Consider the following 18,322-nt stretch of genomic DNA (forward strand, 5'->3'; position numbering starts at 1 on the left):
GTGCGCCGGTGCGGTCCGGCGCCGGATGGCCCGGCCTGATCGAGGCGTACCGGGACCGGGTTCCGGTCCCGGACGGGGCGCGCATCGTGACCCTCCAGGAGGGCAACACCCCGCTGGTGCCCGCCCACCACCTCTCCGAGCTCACCGGCTGCACCGTCTACCTGAAGGTGGAGGGCGCCAACCCCACCGGGTCGTTCAAGGACCGCGGCATGACCGTGGCCATCACGCACGCCCTGGCCGAGGGCAGCAAGGCCGTCATCTGCGCCTCCACCGGCAACACCTCGGCGTCGGCCGCGGCCTACGCCGCCCGCGCCGGGCTGACCTCGGCGGTGCTCGTGCCGCAGGGCAAGATCGCGCTGGGCAAGCTCGCCCAGGCGGTCGTGCACGGCGCGAAGATCCTGCAGGTCCAGGGCAACTTCGACGACTGCCTGGAGCTGGCCCGCAAGACCTCCGCCGAGCACCCGGTGACCCTGGTCAACTCGGTGAACCCGGTCCGGCTGGAGGGCCAGAAGACCGCGTCGTTCGAGATCTGCGACGTGCTCGGCCAGGCGCCCGACGTGCACTGCCTGCCGGTCGGCAACGCCGGCAACATCACGGCTTACTGGAAGGGCTACACCGAGTACGCCGGTGACGGCGTCATCGAGCGGACGCCCCGCATGTTCGGCTTCCAGGCCGCCGGTGCCGCGCCGCTGGTGCACGGCCAGCCGATCGCGCAGCCGGAGACCATCGCGACCGCCATCCGGGTCGGCAGCCCGGCGTCGTGGGCGGGCGCGGTGCGCGCGAAGGACGAGTCCGGCGGGCTGTTCGACGCGGTGACCGACGAGCAGATCCTCGCCGCCTACCGGACGCTGGCCTCGCGGGAAGGCGTTTTCGTCGAGCCCGCCTCGGCGTCCAGCGTCGCCGGGCTGCTCGTCACCGCCGCCGACGGCCGCCTCCCGGCGGGCTCGGTCGTGGTGTGCACGGTCACCGGCCACGGCCTGAAGGACCCGGACACCGCGTTGTCCGGCATGGTCGAGGTGGAGCCGCTGCCGGTGGACCCGGGCGCGGTCGCCACCGCGCTGGAACTGGCATGACCGCATTGCCGGTGTCGGCCGTTCGGGTGACGGTGCCCGCTTCGACCGCGAACCTCGGCTCCGGGTTCGACGCCCTGGGCATGGCCTTGTCGTTGTACGACAAGGTTTCCGTCCAGGTCGTCGACGGCGCCGCGGGCACCGCCGAGGTGTCGGTGGAGGGGCAGGGCGCCGCCGCCCTGCCCACCGACGAGCGTCACCTCGTGGTGCGGGTCATCCACAAGGCGTTGGCCGAACTGGGTTTCCCGGCGCCCGCGCTGCGGTTGCACTGCCAGAACGCGATTCCGCACTCCCGCGGGCTGGGTTCCTCGGCGGCGGCCATCGTCGCCGGGGCCGCCGCCGCCTTCGGGCTCGCCGGATTCGACTTGCGGGACAAGGAAAACGCCGACCGCGCGCTGCAGATGGCCGCGGTCCGCGAGGGGCACGCGGACAACGCCGCGGCGAGCCTGCTCGGCGGTTTCGTCGTCGCCTGGCAGGATTCCGGGCGCTTCCACGCGGTCCGGATGGATCCGCATCCGGACGTGTCACCGATCGTCCTTGTCCCCCAAGCGGAGTCGTCGACGCACACCACCCGAGGCCTGCTGCCCGAGCGGGTTCCGCACGCCGACGCCGCGTTCGCGGCCGGGCGTGCGGCGCTGGCGGTGCACGCCGTCACCAGCGATCCCGCGTTGCTGCTGGCCGCCACCGACGACCGGCTGCACCAGGACTACCGCGAGCCGGCGTGGCCGGAGACCATCGCGCTGGTCCGCCGGTTGCGCTCGGCCGGCGTCGCCGCCGCCGTGTCCGGTGCGGGACCGACCGTACTGGCGTTCCCGCCGGGCGGGGAGCTTCCCGCCGGTATTGCGCCGAACGGCTTCGACGAGCTGCGCCTTCCGGTCGATCGGGCCGGCGTGCGGGTCGAGCCGCAGGCGTGACCCGAGGCCGTGAACGGGGCCGGAAAAGCCCTGTTCACGGCCCCGGAGCAAGCGCATTCGCGGCGAGTGGTACAAAGGAAGTGTCACCGGTCGCCAACAGCGACAGCAGCTGGCCGGCTATCGATGACGTGATCGGAGCGGGCGTGCCACACGCCCAGGGGGGTTGTTGCACCCGAACTACGGGGCGTCTACCCTCAAGGTCAATCAGTCACCGCGCCCAGGGCGCCGGTGCCGTGCCCGGGACATCGTTTTCCGGGACGCATCTCCCGCTGTGAATTGAACTCCACCCGCCACGGGTGAAGATCAACTTAGCGGGTTCGGCGATCGCGGTGACCGAGGCAGGAGTTCTCAACTCAATCGAGTTCGCTTCGGGACGATCGGCGGTGCGCATCCGTTGCCGATGTCGGGGTGGGGGCCTTAAGTTCCACGGTGTGGCCCCCGAGGTGACCATGACGCCGACTCGATGTCCCGTAGCTTCCCGGTTCACCACCGGGGCACGAAGTTGAGCCGGGGGTTCCTGGAATGAGGCGGCAGCAGGGCGTGCATCGGCACGTGTGGATCGGAGTGGATGCGTCGCACATGGACCACGCGAGCCGGGTACCTCCCACCGCCCGGTGCTGCTGGTTCCCGAGCCATCGCCGAAATAGGTCGCGCCGCGCGCGGAGCTGACCACGCCGGCGAGAGGGCTGGTAGCACACACCGGCCGTCCGCACTCCAGAGCGGGCGGGCAATCCGCTGGGTCGCGTAGGAGGCGCGGTCCGGTCAGGAAGGACATTCGTGAGCAACACCGAACTGTTGAGCAGCGAGGCGACCAACGCCTCTTCGGCTGGCCAGCAGGAATCCGAGGCCAACGGAACCCCGCGGCGACGCGGCGGACTCTCCGGCATGGTCCTTGCCGAACTGCGCCAACTCGCGGGGGAACTGGGGATCGAGACTGGTGGCCTGCGCAAGGGCGACTTGATCGCCGCCATCAAGGAGAAGCAGGGCGGCACCACGGCGCCGAAGACCCGCTCCACCAAGAAGAGCCAGGCTCGCGCCGAGGAAGCTCCGGCCGCCAAGGCCCACCAGCCGGCGCTGGACGAGACCGAGACCGAGGCCGCCCCGCGCGAGACCGCGGCCGAGTCCGGCACCAACGGGGCTCCCACCCGCGGCCGCGGCCGCCGCGCGCAGGCCGCCGAGCCGGCCGCCGGCGGCGAGGACGACGGCCGTCGCGGTGGCAACCGCCGGCGCCGCTCGTCCGGGCGGGCCGGTGCGGCTGCCGAATCGGGCGGCGACGAGCAGCGCGAGCGCAAGTCGGACGGCCGTGACAACCGTCAGGAGCGCCAGGAGCGGGACAACCGCCAGGAGCAGCGCGGCAACCGGCAGGACCGGGACAACCGGCAGGACCGGGACAACCGGCAGGACCGGGACCGCGACAACCGGCAGCAGGACGACGATGACGACGAGGGTGGTCGTCGGGGTCGTGGCCGCCGGTTCCGCGACCGCCGCCGCAACCGCGGCCGCGGCGAGGGTGGCGGCGGCGAGCCGGAGGTCCGCGAGGACGACGTGCTGCTGCCGGTGGCCGGCATCCTGGACGTGCTGGAGAACTACGCCTTCGTGCGCACCTCCGGCTACCTGGCGGGCCCGAACGACGTCTACGTGTCGCTGTCGCTGGTCCGCAAGTACGGGCTGCGCCGCGGCGACGCCATCAAGGGCGTCATCCGGCAGCCGCGGGAGGGCGAGCAGCAGCGGCAGAAGTTCAACCCGCTCGTGCGGGTCGACTCCATCAACGGCCTGGAGCCGGACGCGTCGAAGAACCGCCCCGAGTTCCACAAGCTGACCCCGCTCTACCCGAACGAGCGGTTGCGCCTCGAAACCGAGCCGCACAACCTGACCGGCCGGATCATCGACCTGGTGATGCCCGTCGGCAAGGGGCAGCGCGCGCTGATCGTCTCGCCGCCGAAGGCCGGTAAGACGATGGTGCTGCAGGCGATCGCCAACGCGATCACCACCAACAACCCCGAGTGCCACCTGATGGTCGTCCTCGCCGACGAGCGTCCGGAAGAGGTCACCGACATGCAGCGCTCGGTGAAGGGTGAGGTCATCGCCTCCACCTTCGACCGGCCGCCGTCGGACCACACCACGGTCGCCGAGCTGTCCATCGAGCGGGCCAAGCGGCTCGTCGAGATGGGCCACGACGTGGTCGTCCTGCTGGACTCGATCACCCGGCTGGGCCGCGCCTACAACCTGGCGGCCCCGGCATCCGGGCGAATCCTGTCCGGTGGTGTGGACTCCACGGCGCTGTACCCGCCGAAGCGGTTCCTCGGCGCGGCCCGCAACATCGAGAACGGCGGCTCGCTGACCATCTTCGCCACGGCGCTGGTGGAGACCGGATCCACGATGGACACGGTCATCTTCGAGGAGTTCAAGGGCACCGGTAACGCGGAGCTGAAGCTGGACCGCAAGCTCGCGGACAAGCGGCTGTTCCCGGCGGTGGACGTGGACTCCTCCAGCACCCGCAAGGACGAGATCCTGCTCTCGCCCGACGAGCTGGCCGTCACCCACAAGCTGCGCCGGGTGCTCGCCGCGCTCGACGCGCAGCAGGCACTGGAACTCCTGCAGGACCGGCTGCGCAAGACGCGCACCAACATCGAGTTCCTGATGCAGGTCGCCAAGACCACCCCGGGCAAGGACGACGACTGACGGTTCCGACCGCCAGCCCGGTTCCTCGACCGACGGCAGGGCCCGCACCGACCCCGGTGCGGGCCCTGCCGCATTTCCGGGCGCGGAACGCGAGCATGGGAACTTTCCTGCCACCGCGGTGACAGGAAAGTTCCCATGCTCGCACCGGCGGAGCGTCAGGCCCGGGCGCACTCGGGGGCGTCGCGGTCGCGGTGGGCGCGGACCAGCAGGGTGGCCAGCAGCGCGGCGGCGACCGGGCCGATGGCGAGCGCGGCGAAGACCGGCATCCGCAGGCCGTCCATGGCGAGGGCGCAGGCCACCATCAGCAGCGGGTAGCCGAACCGCAGGCGGCGCTGCCACCCGGAGGTCCAGCGGACGTGGTTGGCGCTGAGCACGGTCAGCCCGGCTGCGAAGCCGAACAGCAGCGGGGCGGAGAGGTCCAGGTCCTGTTCGAAGCTCACGTGCCGCACGAGCAGCACGTTGAGCAGGGCGGCGACGCCGGCTGCGCTGCAGAGGAAGAGCAGGGGGAGGGAAACCCACGACCGCACCGTGAGCTTTCCCAGGACCGAACAGAGCAGCACGCGTAGAGGATGAACGGCGGACCACCCCGGATGCACCCTCGGCCCGGGGCCGCTCGGCAGGCGGTCCCTCTGGTGCGTTGGACGGTTGCCCAGGGCCCTCCGGAATACCGGACGGGCACCCTGCGTTGCAGGTCACGAGCCCTGGTCTGGCAGAATGCAGGGTTGATCCGGCACCGGTTCACCGCGCGGCAGGGGCCGCGTGGACCCGGCGGCCAAGTAGAGAGGACAAGCCGTTGAAGAGTGGCATCCACCCCGAGTACGTGGTGACGCAGGTCAACTGCGGTTGCGGCAACAGCTTCACGACTCGTAGCACCCGCAAGACCGGCCAGATCACCGTCGAGGTCTGCTCGAACTGCCACCCGTTCTACACGGGCAAGCAGAAGATCCTGGACACCGGCGGCCGCGTGGCCCGCTTCGAGGCCCGCTACGGCAAGCGCCAGAAGTAGCTGCACCGACGGCGCCCGTCCCACGCGAACAGCGCGGGACGGGCGCCGTCGCCGTGTTTGGTGTCCGAACGTCCGCAGCAAGTGAAGAGGGTCGCCAGTGGAGACATCGAAGCTCGAAGGGCTGCTCGCCGAGTACGTGGAGCTGGAGCAGCGGCTGGCCGATCCCGGCGTGCACGCCGACCAGGCGAACGCCCGCAAGCTCGGCCGCCGCTACGCCGAGCTCACCCCGGTCGTGCGCACCGCGCGCGAGCTCGACCAGACGCGGTCCGACCTGGACACCGCCCGCGAGTTCGCCGCCGAGGACGCCACCTTCGCGGAGGAGGCCGACCGGCTCGCCGAGGCGATCCCGCCGCTTGAGGCGAAGCTCACCGAACTGCTGCTGCCCCGCGACCCGCACGACGGCTCCGACGTGCTGCTGGAGGTCAAGTCCGGCGAGGGCGGCGAGGAGTCCGCGCTGTTCGCCGGCGACCTGCTGCGCATGTACCTGCGGTTCGCGGAGCGCCAGGGCTGGCGGGCGGAGGTGCTGGACAAGACCGAATCCGACCTCGGCGGCTACAAGGACGCCACGGTCGCGATCAAGGCCAAGGCGGGCGACACCAGCCCCGACGGGGTGTGGTCGCGGCTGAAGTTCGAGGGTGGCGTGCATCGCGTGCAGCGGGTGCCGGTCACCGAGTCGCAGGGCCGGGTGCACACCTCGGCCGCGGGCGTCCTCGTCTACCCCGAGCCGGAGGAGGTCGAGGTCGAGGTCGATGAGAAGGACCTGCGCATCGACGTATACCGGTCGTCCGGGCCTGGCGGGCAGAGCGTGAACACCACCGACTCGGCGGTGCGGATCACCCACCTGCCGACCGGCATCGTGGTGTCCTGCCAGAACGAGAAGTCGCAGCTGCAGAACAAGCACCGCGCCATCCAGGTCCTCAAGGCCCGGCTGCAGGCCCACGCCGAGGAGGAGGCCGAGCGGGAGGCCGCGGAGGCCCGGCGCAGCCAGGTGCGCACAGTGGACCGTTCGGAGCGCATCCGCACCTACAACTTCCCGGAGAACCGCATCTCCGACCACCGGGTGAACTACAAGGCCTACAACCTGGACCAGGTCCTGGACGGCGATCTGGAAGCGGTCGTCGCCGCCCTGCTCGCCGCCGACAGGAAAGAACGTCTAGCGCTCTAAGCTGAACGCGTGACGCGACAGCCCCTGCGCCTGGCCATCCTCGAGGCGGAACGCATCCTCGCCGCTGCGGGCGTGGCGAGCCCGCGCACCGATGCGGAGCTGCTGGCCGCGCACCTGCTCGGCGTCGAACGCACCAAGCTGATGATGGTGCCGCTGGTGGATCCGCCGGTGGTCCAGGCGTTGCACGAGCTGGTGCGCCGCCGGGCCGCGCGGGTGCCGCTGCAGCACCTCACCGGCAACGCCTCGCTCGGCAACGTGACGCTCAGCGTCGGGCCCGGGGTGTTCGTGCCCCGCCCGGAGACGGAGCTGCTGCTCGCGTGGGGCCTGGCGACGCTGGAGGGCGTGGACCGGCCGGTCGTGGTGGACCTCTGCACCGGGTCCGGGGCGCTGGCGCTGGCGATGGCCAACGCCCGCCCGGACGCCACCGTGCACGCGGTGGAGAAGGAACCCGCCGCGCTGGCCTGGGCGCGCCGCAACGCCGACCAGCAGGCGCAGGCCGGGGACAACCCGATCCACCTGTACGCGGGCGATGTCACCGACCCGATGGTGTTCATGGAGCTGGAGGGCCTGGTCGACCTGGTCCTCTGCAACCCGCCCTACGTGCCGGAAGGCACCCCGGTGCCGCCGGAGGTCCGCAACCACGATCCGCACGAGGCGGTGTTCGGCGGCCGCGACGGGCTCGACGTGGTCCGGCACGTCATCAGCTGCGCGGCGCGGCTGCTGCGTCCCGGCGGCGGGGTGGCCATCGAGCACGACGACACCCACGGCGGTTCGGTGCCCGCCCTGCTGCGCGCCCGCCGCGTCCTCGAAGACGTGCAGGAGCACACCGATCTGGCCGGCCGCCCCCGCTTCGCCACCGCCCGCCGCACCCCGCCGCCGACGCCCTGACCTGCGGTTTGACAGGAAGGTTCCCATGCTCCCACTACCCCGAAGGGGTCAGTGGGCGTTGACGAATTCGCGGAGCAGGGCGTTGAACTCGTTGGGCTTCTCGCGGTTCGGCCAGTGGCCGGCGCCGGAGATCACCCGCAGCGTCGCGCCCGGGATCGCGTCCGCGGCGTCGCGGGCCGCCGACACCGGCACGATGGCGTCGCGTTCGCCGTGGATCACCATCACCGGGCAGTGGATGCGGTCCAGGTGCGGGAGGTGGTTGATCCGCATCGCCCGCCGGTCGACGGCGTCGGCGTGCCAGTCGGCGAACACCGAGCCCCGCGCGCCCGCCTCGGCGACGACTTCGTCGACAATGGACTCCAGGTCCGGCACGGTCTGCGCGCCCGCGAAGAAGCCCCGCGTCAGCACCAGGCGGGCGAAGGACCGGTTGAGCCGCAACAACTTCGCGGCCAGCGGGCCGGCGAAGCGGGTGCGCAGCAGCGCGTAGGTCAGGAAGTGGTGCGGCATCTTGTGCTGCATGCCGGTGCTGTCCACGAGCACCAGTCCGCGCACCCGCTGCGGATTGCGCAGCGCGAAACCGGCCGCGATGCTGCCGCCCATCGACAGGCCGACCAGGACGGCGTCCGGCACCCGCCAGGCGTCCAGCAGCCAGCGCAGCACCTCTTCGAAGGTGCGCTGGTTCGCGCTGCCGTGCCACGGCATGCTGCCGCCCTGGCCGGGCAGATCCGGCGCGAACACCCGGTGGTCGGCGGCCAGCACGCCGATCGCGTGCCGCCAGGCCAGCATCGCGTTGTCCGGTCCGCCGCCGTGCAGCAGGACGATCGCCGGACCGCTGGATCCCGCCCGGTAGAAGCGGATCTTCCCGGCCGGGAACTCGATCTGGTCGACCTCGACACCCTGGGGTGGGGCGGTCATTCGCTCTCCTCGCATTTCGTCGCAGTTCCGTGCCCGCTTCCGGCAGACGCCCGAGCGCCACCGGCGTTGCCCGGCGCGGGCACACCCAACGGATCTCGGTCGAGCGCCCGGGTGTTACTCGGGACGAATATTCCCGGACGGGGATCGACGGCACCACTCGAACGGGTCGAACGGGGGGCGTGCCAGGATTCGGGTGTGAGCACCGTCTATGACTGCACCAGTCCGGACAGCCGCGAAGAGGGCCTGGCCGCCGCGGCCAACACGGTTCGCGCGGGCGGGCTGGTCGTGCTGCCCACCGACACCGTCTACGGCATCGGCGCGGACGCCTTCGACGCCAACGCAGTGCACGCCCTGCTCGCCGCCAAGGGGCGCGGCCCGGACATGCCGGTGCCGGTGCTGGTCGGCTCCTGGTCCACTGTGGATGGGCTGGTGATGTCGGTCCCGCAGCAGGCGCGGGCGCTGATCGAGGCGTTCTGGCCCGGCGGGCTGTCGCTGGTGCTGCCGCAGGCGCCGTCGCTGTCCTGGGACCTCGGCAACACCCGGGGCACGGTGAACCTGCGGATGCCGCTGCACCCGGTGGCACTGGACCTGCTGCGCGAGGTCGGCCCGATGGCCGTCTCCAGCGCCAACCGCACCGGCCGGCCGCCGGCCGCCAGCGCCGGCGAGGCGCGCGAGCAGCTCGGCGACTCGGTGCAGATCTACCTGGACGGCGGCCCGTCCGGGGAGCCGGTGGCCTCCACCATCGTCGACCTCACCCAGGGCACGCCCCGGGTGCTGCGGGAGGGCGCGGTGAGCCTCGCCGACCTGTCCGAGGTGCTCGGTGAGGACCTCGAAGCGGACCGGTGAAACCAGTCCGGGCGCGGGCCGATAGCGTTGGCTCCGCCAGCCGCAACGTGAACAGCGATGAGGAGCGCCGGGTTTGAGCAATCCGTTCTGGGGGCTGAAGTTCGAATTCACGCGGGCCTCGGCCCCGCGCGGGTGAGCCACCGGTATGGACAACGCGTCATGGGCTCCGAACGGGCTTCCTGCCCGTGAGTACCTGCTCGTCATGTTCACCGCCGCGGCGGCGACCTTCCTGCTGACCGGGCTGGTCCGGCTGCTGGCCTTCCGGGTCGGCGCCGTCGCATATCCGCGGCAGCGCGATGTGCACGTCAAGCCGATGCCGCGGATGGGCGGGGTCGCGATGTTCGGCGGGGTGCTGGTGGCCATGTTCCTGGCCGCCAACCTGCCCACGCTGTCGCGCGGGTTCACCTACTCCAACGACATCCTGGCGGTGGTCATCGCCGGCGGGCTGATCGTCCTCGTCGGCGCGCTGGACGACCGCTTCGAGCTGGATTCCCTGACGAAGCTCGCCGGGCAGGTCACCGCGGCCGGGATCCTGGTGCTCTTCGGCGTCCAGTGGTTCGTGTTCTGGGTGCCGTGGGGCGGCACCGAGGGCAACCTGGGGCAGCTCATGGTGCTGGGCAGCAACCAGGGGCAGCTGCTGACGGTGCTGCTGGTCGTGGCGATGATCAACGCGATGAACTTCGTGGACGGGCTGGACGGCCTGGCCTCCGGCATCGGCCTGGTGTCGGCCACCGCGACGTTCGTGTTCTGCCTCGCGGTGCTGGACCGGCAGAACGGCGACGTCAACGCCTACCCGCCGGCGCTGATCGCGGCCGCGATCGCCGGCGCCTGCCTGGGCTTCCTGCCGCACAACTTCCAGCCGGCCAAGATCTTCATGGGCGACTCGGGTTCGATGCTGATCGGCCTGATGCTGGCCTCCGCGACCACGTCCGCGTCCGGCCGGATGGACTACGCGCACCTGAACCCGACCGACACCATCGCGCTGCTGTCGCCGCTGCTGGTCGTCGCGGCGGTGCTGTTCGTGCCGCTGCTGGACCTCATCATGGCCGTGGTGCGCCGCACCCGGGCGGGCAAGAGCCCGTTCCACGCCGACAAGATGCACCTGCACCACCGGCTGCTGGAAATCGGGCATTCGCAGCGCCGCGCGGTGCTGCTGATCTACCTGTGGGCGGCGGTCATCGCCTTCGGCGCGGTGTCGTTGACGCTGTTCAACGCGGTGGTTGTGGCGTGGGTCGTAGGCTTGGGGGTGTTGCTGGCGGCTATCATTTCGGTGATTCCGCGTATGCGCACCCGAGCCGATCGAGAGTCCCGATGAGCGAAGCGACCGACACGCCGAACCCCGCCGAGCCGGCCGAGCCCGCTGTGAACCCGCACGCCGAAATCGTGCGCCGGCTCGCCGCGGCGATGCTGCGCACCGCCTTGTGGCCGGGTGTGGCGACGGTGGCCATCGGGGCAGTCGTGGCGACCGTGCTGGTCGGCGTGCCCGGCCTGGTCGGGGCGCTGATCGGCGGCGTTGTGGCGTTCGCCTCGTCGCTGCTGACGATCTGGCTGATGCGGTTCACCGGCGGCATGAGCCCGCACTTCGTGATGGTCGCCGCGCTCGGCGGCTACGTCGGGAAGATGATCGTGCTGCTGGTGGTGATGACGCTGCTCGGCGGCGTCGACGCGATCCACCGGGAATCGTTGGCGTTCACCATGCTGGCCACCGTGATGGTGTGGGCGGGCGCCGAGGTGGTGGCGTTCAAGCGCACCAAGATTCCCACGATCGTGCCGGGAAGCTGATTCCTCTCGACGCGGTTTCCAGGCGCCCGGCCGCTGCGCTGGACGGGTGGAAGCGGACCACATGTCGGGAGACTACTTACCCGCTGGTATCGTCCCGCCGCAGAAGCCTTCCCTGCACAGCGCGGGTCCAAGGGGCGCACGGAGGCCCCTCGATCCCACCGGGTGGGGAGGGCCCCTCCGCGTGCCAGATCGCGTATCAGGTACGTTAAGTGCAAAACGTGACGATTCCCCCGGCAGAGTGAAGTTCACCGGGAGAACCGGAAGGAGCCCAGTTGGGCGCGCTGATGCTGGCCGAGGGCGGAACATTCCAACCGCCGGGTGCCGATAGCTTTATCCTTCCGCCGATCTTCGGCGGAGTCACCAAGCCGATGGTCCTCGTCGTTCTCTCGGCGATCATCGTGGCCGCGTACTTCGTGATCGCCACCCGGAACCTGAAGCTCGTTCCGGGCAAGGGGCAGTTCGTCGCGGAGTTCGTCTACGAGTTCAGCCGCAACAAGATCGCGCGGGAACACATCGGGGCCAAGGATTTCCGTCCGTTCGTGCCGCTGATCTTCGCGCTGTTCACGTTCATCCTGGTGAACAACATCTTCGGCATCATCCCGATCATCCAGTTCCCCACGATGTCGCGCATCGGCTTCCCGCTCGCGCTGGCCGCCGTGGTGTACCTGGTGTTCCACGGTGTCGGTTTCGCGCGGCACGGATTCCTGGGCTACTTCAAGCACATCATGTTCCCGCCCGGGGTGCCGAAGCCGATCTACATCCTGCTGTCGCCGATCGAGCTCTTCCAGAAGTTCATCGCGCAGCCGGCCGCGCTGGCGATCCGAGTGTTCGCAGCGATGTTCGCCGGTCACCTGATCCTGCTGGTGTTCACGCTCGGCGGCGAGTTCCTGCTGCTCGAGGCCGGGGCCGCGCTGAAGCCGGTCTCGCTCGTCGGGTTCGCCTTCGCCGTCGCGCTGACCTTCGTCGAGGCCCTGATCCAGGTGCTGCAGGCGTACATCTTCGCGCTGCTGACCGCGAGCTTCATCGGCGCGGCGTTGTCCGAAGGCCACTGAACAAGAGACTTCGTTCCCAACAAAGGACCTGTCGATCCGCGCCGAGAAGCGGACCGAGTGAAAGGTAGTGACAGTGAGCAACATCGTTCTCGCGCAGGCCGCCGAAGCCGCGGGCAGCATCAACCCCGGTCTGGCCGCGATCGGTTACGGCCTGGGCGCCATCGGCCCCGGTATCGGTGTCGGCCTGATCTGGGCCGCCGTCATCAACGGCACCGCCCGCCAGCCGGAGGCCCAGGGCCAGCTGCAGGGCATCGCCTGGATCTCCTTCGTTCTGGTCGAGGTGCTGGCGCTGATCGGCCTGGTCGTCTACTTCATCGCGTCGGCTGCTCAGTAACGGCTCAACGCGTTGGGAGACGTTGTGGTGAAGACGCAGATGCTGCTGGCCGCGGAAGGCGAGCACAACCCGATCATTCCGGAACCCTCGGAGATCGTGGTCGGTCTGATCGCGTTCCTGCTGCTGCTGTTCGTGCTGTGGAAGTACGCGGTCCCGCGCTTCGAGAAGGTCTACGCGGAGCGCAGCGAGCGGATCGAGGGCGGTATCCGCAAGGCCGAGGCCGCGCAGGCCGAGGCCCAGCGGACGCTGGAGCAGTACAAGTCGCAGCTGGCCGAGGCCCGCGCGGAAGCGGCCCGGATCCGCGATGACGCCCGCGCCGAAGGCCAGCAGATCCTGGAAGAGATGCGCGCCCAGGCGCAGACCGAGTCCGAGCGGATCATCAACCAGGGCCAGACCCAGTTGGCGCACCAGCGGGCTCAGATCGTCGCCGAGCTGCGGTCGGACCTCGGCCGCCAGGCGGTCGAGCTGGCCGGCCGGATCGTCGGCGAGTCCCTGGAGGACGAGGCCCGTCGGCGGGGCACCGTCGACCGGTTCCTCGACGAGCTGGAGGCCGCCTCGGCCCCGGCGTCGTCCGAATCGGCCAAGGCCTAACCGAGTGAAAGGCGCTGAGAGTTGAGCACCCTCGTGAACGCCGCGAGCCGTGAGGCGCTGGCAGCCACCGAGCTGCAGCTGCTGCAGGCCACCGATGGGGCCCAGGCCGCGGAGATCACCGGGCTCGCCGACGAGCTGTTCGGCGTGGCCGCCCTGCTGGGCCGCGAGTCCACGCTGCGGCGGGCGCTCGCCGACGCCTCCACCGACCCGCGGTCCAGGGAAGACCTGGCCCGCGGGCTGTTGGCGGACAAGCTCGGCGCGCGGGCGCTGCCCGTGGTCGTCGAGGCCGTCCGGGCCCGTTGGTCCGGCCCGAAGGACCTGGTCGACGGGCTGGAGCGGTTGGGCCGCACCGCGCTGCTGGTGCAGGCCGAGCGGGCCGGCCGGCTCGACGCAGTCGAGGACGAGCTGTTCCGGCTGGGTCGCATCATCGGCTCCCAGGTGGACCTGGAGCGGTTGCTGTCGGACCCGACCGGCGACGAGGCGGGCAAGTACGCCGTCGTCGACCAGCTCATCGAGGGCAAGGTCGAGCCGGTGACCCTGGACCTGGTCCGTCAGCTGGTGGCCCGGCCGCGCGGCCGGCGGGTCAGCGAGGGGCTGGAAGAGCTGGCCGAGCTGTCGGCGAAGCGCCGCGAGCGCTCGGTGGCGCACGTCCGGTCCGCGATCCCGCTCAGCGATGAGCAGCAGCAGCGGCTGTCGCGCACGCTGCAGCGGATCTACTCGCGGCCGATCGCCCTGCACCTGGAGGTCGACTCCGCGGTCGAGGGCGGGCTGCTGATCCGGATCGGCGACGAGGTCATCGACGGCAGCATCACGGGACGCCTGCAGTCCCTGCGGCGCGACCTCGCCGACTAAGACCACGGGCCGTAGGCCCGGGAAACCGGTGCGGCGCCCAAACCAACTCCCTTCCAAGAACTAACCGAGGGCAGGAACGAGACATGGCGGAGCTGACGATCTCGTCGGACGAGATCCGCAGTGCGATCGAGAAGTACGTCTCCAGCTACTCCCCGGAGGTCAGCCGCGAGGAGGTCGGGGTCGTCACTGATACCGGTGACGGCATCGCCCATGTCGAGGGTCTGCCTTCGGTGATGACCGAGGAGCTGCTGGAGTTCCCGGGCGGCATCTACGGTGTCGCGATGAACCTGGAAGCTCAGGAGATCGGTGCGGTCATCCTGGGTGAGTCCGAGAAGATCGAGGAAGGCCAGGAGGTCAAGCGGACCGGCAAGGTCATGTCGGTGCCGGTCGGCGACGGCTTCCTCGGCCGCGTGGTCGACCCGCTGGGCGCCCCGATCGACGGGCTCGGCGACATCGTCGCCGAGGAGCAGCGTCCCCTGGAGCTGCAGGCCGCGACGGTCGTGCAGCGGCAGGGCGTGGGCGAGCCGCTGCAGACCGGTATCAAGGCCATCGACTCGATGACCCCGATCGGCCGCGGCCAGCGCCAGCTGATCATCGGCGACCGCAAGACCGGCAAGACCACGGTCGCGGTCGACACGATCATCAACCAGAAGGGCAACTGGGACAGCGGCGACCCGAAGAAGCAGGTCCGCTGCATCTACGTCGCGATCGGCCAGAAGGGCTCCACGATCGCCGGCGTGAAGCGGTCCCTCGAGGACGCCGGGGCGATGGAGTACACCACCATCGTCGCCGCGCCGGCCTCCGACTCGCCGGGTCTGAAGTGGCTGGCCCCGTACGCCGGTTCGGCCATCGGCCAGCACTGGATGTACCAGGGCAAGCACGTCCTGATCGTCTTCGACGACCTGACCAAGCAGGCCGAGGCCTACCGCGCGATCTCGCTGCTGCTGCGCCGCCCGCCGGGCCGCGAGGCCTACCCGGGCGACGTGTTCTACCTGCACTCGCGTCTGCTGGAGCGCTGCGCGAAGCTCTCCGACGAGATGGGCGCCGGTTCGATGACGGGTCTGCCGATCATCGAGACCAAGGCCAACGACGTGTCGGCTTACATCCCGACCAACGTCATCTCCATCACCGACGGCCAGTGCTTCCTGCAGTCCGACCTGTTCAACTCGGGTCAGCGCCCGGCCATCGACGTCGGTATCTCGGTGTCGCGCGTCGGTGGTTCCGCGCAGATCAAGGCGATGCGGAAGGTCACCGGGTCGCTGAAGATCGACCTGGCGCAGTTCCGCGAGCTGGAGGCGTTCTCCGCGTTCGCCTCCGACCTGGACGCCGCGTCGAAGGCGCAGCTGGAGCGCGGTGCCCGCCTGATGGAGATCCTCAAGCAGGGTCAGGGCGCGCCGCTGCCGGTCGAGGAAGAGGTCGTGTCGCTGTTCCTGGGCACCCAGGGGCACCTCGACTCGGTTCCGGTCGCCGACGTGCGCCGCTTCGAGTCCGAGTTCCTGGGGCACCTGCGGCGCACCCACGAGTCCGTGCTGAAGGACATCGTCGAGACCAAGCAGCTCTCCGACGACGGTGTCAAGTTCATCGTGGAGTCGGTGGAGGACTTCAAGAAGCAGTTCACCTCGTCCGACGGTTCCTCGGTCGCACCGGGAGAGCAGCCGGAAGCCGAGGCGCTGGCGGCCGACGAGGTGGGCCAGGAGACCGTCAAGGTCAACCGCCCCGCCCCGAAGAAGTGACCGGATAGCCATGGCTCAACTTCGGGAACTGCGAAACCGCATCCGGTCGGTCAAATCGACCCGGAAGATCACCAAGGCGCAGGAGCTGATCGCTACCTCGCGCATCATGAAGGCGCAGGCCAGGGTCGAGGCGTCCCGTCCGTACGCGGACGAGATCACCAACGTCCTGACCGCGCTGGCCGACGTGAGCACGCTGGACCACCCGCTGCTGACCGAACGCTCCAACCCGAAGCGCGCCGGCGTGCTGATCGTGACCAGCGACCGGGGTTTCTGCGGCGGCTACAACGCCAACGTGATCAAGGCGGCGGAGGAGCTGCAGTCGCTGCTGCGCGAGCAGGGCAAGACCCCCGTGCTGTACGTCATCGGCCGCAAGGGCGAGGCGTACTACCGCTTCCGGCAGCGCAAGGTCGAGGCGAGCTGGACCGGTTTCACCGACCGGCCCGCCTACACCGACGCCGCCGAGGTGGGCGAGACGCTGGTCAAGGCATTCCTGGCGGGTGCCGACGACTACCTCGACGACGGGGGCACGGACGGTACGCTGGGTGTGGATGAGCTGCACTTGGTGCACACCGAGTTCGTCTCCATGCTCACCCAGAAGCCGACGGTCAGGCGGATCGCGCCGCTTGAGGTCGAGTACGCCGAAGAGCCTACGAAGACCCTCAAGTCGACGTACGAGTTCGAACCGGACGCGGAGGCCCTGCTCCGGGCCCTGCTGCCGAAGTACATCAAGACCCGCCTGTTCGCCGGTCTGCTGGATGCAGCGGCGTCCGAGCACGCTGCCCGCCGGACGGCTATGAAGTCGGCGACGGACAACGCGGACGAATTGATCCGCAACCTCAGCCGTGAGGCCAACCAGGCTCGCCAGGCCCAGATCACCCAAGAAATCAGCGAGATCGTCGGTGGTGTCGAGGCGCTCTCGTCAGCAGGAAGTGAGTGACATGACCGCTACTGCCACTAGCACTGCTACGGGCACTGGCCGCGTCGTCCGGGTTCTCGGCCCGGTCGTGGACGTCGAGTTTCCGCGAGACCAGGTGCCGGACCTCTACAACGCGCTCTCCGTGGACATCACCGCGGAAGGCATGGCCAAGACGCTGACGCTGGAGGTCGCCCAGCACCTGGGTGACAGCGTCGTGCGGACGATCTCGATGCAGCCGACCCAGGGCCTGGTGCGCGGCGTGGCCGTGACCGACTCCGGCGCGGGCATCTCGGTGCCGGTCGGCGACGTCGTCAAGGGCCACGTGTTCAACGCCTTGGGCCACTGCCTCGACGAGCCGGGCTACGGCTCGGACGCCGAGCGCTGGACGATCCACCGCAAGGCACCGGCCTTCGACAAGCTCGAGGGCCGGACCGAGATGCTGGAGACCGGCATCAAGGTGATCGACCTGCTCACCCCGTACGTGCAGGGTGGCAAGATCGGTCTGTTCGGTGGCGCGGGTGTCGGCAAGACCGTTCTGATCCAGGAGATGATCCGACGGGTCGCCAAGAACTTCGGTGGCACCTCGGTGTTCGCCGGTGTCGGTGAGCGCACCCGTGAGGGCAACGACCTCTGGGTGGAGATGGCGGAGTCCGGCGTGCTCGCCGACACCGCGCTGGTCTTCGGTCAGATGGACGAGCCGCCGGGCACCCGTATGCGGGTCGCGCTGTCCGCGCTGACGATGGCGGAGTACTTCCGCGACGTGCAGAACCAGGACGTGCTGCTGTTCATCGACAACATCTTCCGGTTCACCCAGGCCGGCCAGGAGGTTTCGACCCTGCTGGGCCGGATGCCGTCCGCGGTGGGTTACCAGCCGACGCTGGCCGACGAGATGGGTGAGCTGCAGGAGCGGATCACCTCGACGCAGGGTCGCTCGATCACCTCGATGCAGGCGATCTACGTGCCCGCGGACGACTACACCGACCCGGCCCCGGCGACGACCTTCGCCCACCTGGACGCGACGACCGAGCTTTCCCGGCCGATCTCGCAGAAGGGCATCTACCCGGCGGTGGACCCGCTGTCGTCCAGCTCCACCATCCTCGACCCGGCCATCGTCGGCGAGGAGCACTACCGGGTGGCGCAGGAGGTCAAGCGGATCCTGCAGAAGTACAAGGAACTGCAGGACATCATCGCCATCCTCGGTATGGACGAACTGTCCGAAGAGGACAAGGTGACGGTGCAGCGGGCGCGTCGCATCGAGCGCTACCTGTCGCAGAACTTCTTCGTGGCCAAGCAGTTCACCGGCCAGGAGGGCTCCTTCGTTCCGCTGAAGGAGACCATCGAGGCGTTCGACAAGCTCTGCAAGGGCGACTTCGACCACTACCCGGAGCAGGCGTTCCTGTCCATCGGTGGTCTTGACGACCTGGAGCAGGCGTACAAGAAGCTCACCGAGAAGTGAGCGCCGGGCCCCGCTGAAGGGGCCGGCAGACCGGCAACGGGGTCGGGGTCCGCGCGGACCCCGACCCCGCTTGCGAAAGCACCACCACAAGGCATTCTCAGCCCGGCCAGTCACGATCGC

Annotated in this window: 18 protein-coding genes; 16 read left to right on the forward strand and 2 right to left on the reverse strand. The window is 69.9% G+C overall.

Annotated features, from left to right (window positions below; genetic code table 11):
- Window positions 1-8 precede the first annotated feature (8 nt).
- From thrC to rho, 3 genes are all read left to right on the forward strand, one after another.
- On the forward strand, window positions 9-1,073 hold the full coding sequence (gene thrC, locus ACWEV3_RS36125; RefSeq protein WP_452618235.1) for a threonine synthase: 1,065 nt from the start codon (window positions 9-11) through the stop codon (window positions 1,071-1,073).
- Window positions 1,070-1,984 carry a homoserine kinase gene (gene thrB, locus ACWEV3_RS36130; RefSeq protein ID WP_452618210.1) on the forward strand — a complete coding sequence of 305 codons (915 nt, stop codon included), beginning with the start codon at window positions 1,070-1,072 and terminating at the stop codon, window positions 1,982-1,984. The genes thrC and thrB overlap by 4 nt, the downstream gene beginning before the upstream one ends.
- A gap of 777 nt (window positions 1,985-2,761) precedes the next feature.
- Window positions 2,762-4,666 carry a transcription termination factor Rho gene (gene rho, locus ACWEV3_RS36135; RefSeq protein ID WP_452618211.1) on the forward strand — a complete coding sequence of 635 codons (1,905 nt, stop codon included), beginning with the start codon at window positions 2,762-2,764 and terminating at the stop codon, window positions 4,664-4,666.
- A 155-nt stretch (window positions 4,667-4,821) separates the two neighbouring features.
- Here rho and ACWEV3_RS36140 read toward each other — a convergent pair whose 3' ends face one another.
- Window positions 4,822-5,226, reverse strand: coding sequence for a hypothetical protein (locus tag ACWEV3_RS36140; protein WP_452618212.1), 405 nt, complete (start codon window positions 5,224-5,226; stop codon window positions 4,822-4,824).
- 233 nt (window positions 5,227-5,459) lie between these two features.
- Here ACWEV3_RS36140 and rpmE point away from each other — a divergent pair, with 233 nt between their 5' ends.
- The 3 genes from rpmE (at window position 5,460) to prmC (ending at window position 7,725) form a co-directional block, all read left to right on the forward strand.
- Complete coding sequence (gene rpmE, locus ACWEV3_RS36145) at window positions 5,460-5,672, forward strand: 50S ribosomal protein L31 (protein ID WP_358615895.1); 213 nt, start codon at window positions 5,460-5,462, stop codon at window positions 5,670-5,672.
- Window positions 5,673-5,769: 97 nt separating this feature from the next.
- A complete protein-coding gene (gene prfA, locus ACWEV3_RS36150; protein ID WP_452618213.1) occupies window positions 5,770-6,837 on the forward strand; it encodes a peptide chain release factor 1 in 1,068 nt (355 codons plus the stop codon).
- 9 nt (window positions 6,838-6,846) lie between these two features.
- Window positions 6,847-7,725 carry a peptide chain release factor N(5)-glutamine methyltransferase gene (gene prmC, locus ACWEV3_RS36155; RefSeq protein WP_452618214.1) on the forward strand — a complete coding sequence of 293 codons (879 nt, stop codon included), beginning with the start codon at window positions 6,847-6,849 and terminating at the stop codon, window positions 7,723-7,725.
- 48 nt (window positions 7,726-7,773) lie between these two features.
- Here the strand turns inward: prmC and ACWEV3_RS36160 are convergent, their stop codons facing one another.
- A complete protein-coding gene (locus tag ACWEV3_RS36160; RefSeq protein WP_452618215.1) occupies window positions 7,774-8,640 on the reverse strand; it encodes an alpha/beta fold hydrolase in 867 nt (288 codons plus the stop codon).
- A gap of 195 nt (window positions 8,641-8,835) precedes the next feature.
- Between ACWEV3_RS36160 and ACWEV3_RS36165 the strand changes: the two genes are divergently transcribed.
- From ACWEV3_RS36165 to atpD, 10 genes are all read left to right on the forward strand, one after another.
- Entirely contained in the window at window positions 8,836-9,486 is a 651-nt protein-coding gene (locus tag ACWEV3_RS36165; RefSeq protein ID WP_452618216.1) for an L-threonylcarbamoyladenylate synthase, read from the forward strand.
- Window positions 9,487-9,631: 145 nt separating this feature from the next.
- Window positions 9,632-10,801, forward strand: coding sequence for a glycosyltransferase family 4 protein (locus ACWEV3_RS36170; protein WP_452618217.1), 1,170 nt, complete (start codon window positions 9,632-9,634; stop codon window positions 10,799-10,801).
- On the forward strand, window positions 10,798-11,268 hold the full coding sequence (locus ACWEV3_RS36175) for a hypothetical protein (RefSeq protein ID WP_452618218.1): 471 nt from the start codon (window positions 10,798-10,800) through the stop codon (window positions 11,266-11,268). Before ACWEV3_RS36170 ends, ACWEV3_RS36175 begins: the two co-directional genes overlap by 4 nt.
- Before the next feature lie 272 nt (window positions 11,269-11,540).
- Complete coding sequence (atpB, locus tag ACWEV3_RS36180; protein ID WP_358574598.1) at window positions 11,541-12,320, forward strand: F0F1 ATP synthase subunit A; 780 nt, start codon at window positions 11,541-11,543, stop codon at window positions 12,318-12,320.
- 73 nt (window positions 12,321-12,393) lie between these two features.
- Entirely contained in the window at window positions 12,394-12,654 is a 261-nt protein-coding gene (locus ACWEV3_RS36185) for an ATP synthase subunit c family protein (RefSeq protein WP_093271082.1), read from the forward strand.
- A gap of 27 nt (window positions 12,655-12,681) precedes the next feature.
- Window positions 12,682-13,245 (forward strand): F0F1 ATP synthase subunit B, encoded by a 564-nt coding sequence (locus ACWEV3_RS36190; RefSeq protein ID WP_452618236.1) that lies wholly within the window; start codon window positions 12,682-12,684, stop codon window positions 13,243-13,245.
- 21 nt (window positions 13,246-13,266) lie between these two features.
- Entirely contained in the window at window positions 13,267-14,097 is an 831-nt protein-coding gene (locus ACWEV3_RS36195) for a F0F1 ATP synthase subunit delta (RefSeq protein ID WP_452618219.1), read from the forward strand.
- A gap of 83 nt (window positions 14,098-14,180) precedes the next feature.
- Entirely contained in the window at window positions 14,181-15,830 is a 1,650-nt protein-coding gene (gene atpA / locus ACWEV3_RS36200) for a F0F1 ATP synthase subunit alpha (protein WP_452618220.1), read from the forward strand.
- Window positions 15,831-15,840: 10 nt separating this feature from the next.
- Complete coding sequence (locus tag ACWEV3_RS36205) at window positions 15,841-16,767, forward strand: F0F1 ATP synthase subunit gamma (RefSeq protein WP_132493170.1); 927 nt, start codon at window positions 15,841-15,843, stop codon at window positions 16,765-16,767.
- A gap of 1 nt (window position 16,768) precedes the next feature.
- A complete protein-coding gene (atpD, locus tag ACWEV3_RS36210; protein WP_132493171.1) occupies window positions 16,769-18,202 on the forward strand; it encodes a F0F1 ATP synthase subunit beta in 1,434 nt (477 codons plus the stop codon).
- The last annotated feature ends 120 nt before the right edge of the window (window positions 18,203-18,322 follow it).

It is taken from the genome of Saccharopolyspora sp. NPDC003752, from assembly GCF_053605825.1.

Excerpts from the sequence above, each read along its gene's own strand:
- thrB (WP_452618210.1), top strand. The coding sequence starts at position 1,070 with ATGACCGCATTGCCGGTGTCGGCCGTTCGGGTGACGGTGCCCGCTTCG.
- ACWEV3_RS36160 (WP_452618215.1), bottom strand. The coding sequence starts at position 8,640 with ATGACCGCCCCACCCCAGGGTGTCGAGGTCGACCAGATCGAGTTCCCG.
- ACWEV3_RS36170 (WP_452618217.1), top strand. The coding sequence starts at position 9,632 with ATGGACAACGCGTCATGGGCTCCGAACGGGCTTCCTGCCCGTGAGTAC.
- ACWEV3_RS36175 (WP_452618218.1), top strand. The coding sequence starts at position 10,798 with ATGAGCGAAGCGACCGACACGCCGAACCCCGCCGAGCCGGCCGAGCCC.
- atpA (WP_452618220.1), top strand. The coding sequence starts at position 14,181 with ATGGCGGAGCTGACGATCTCGTCGGACGAGATCCGCAGTGCGATCGAG.
- ACWEV3_RS36205 (WP_132493170.1), top strand. The coding sequence starts at position 15,841 with ATGGCTCAACTTCGGGAACTGCGAAACCGCATCCGGTCGGTCAAATCG.
- atpD (WP_132493171.1), top strand. The coding sequence starts at position 16,769 with ATGACCGCTACTGCCACTAGCACTGCTACGGGCACTGGCCGCGTCGTC.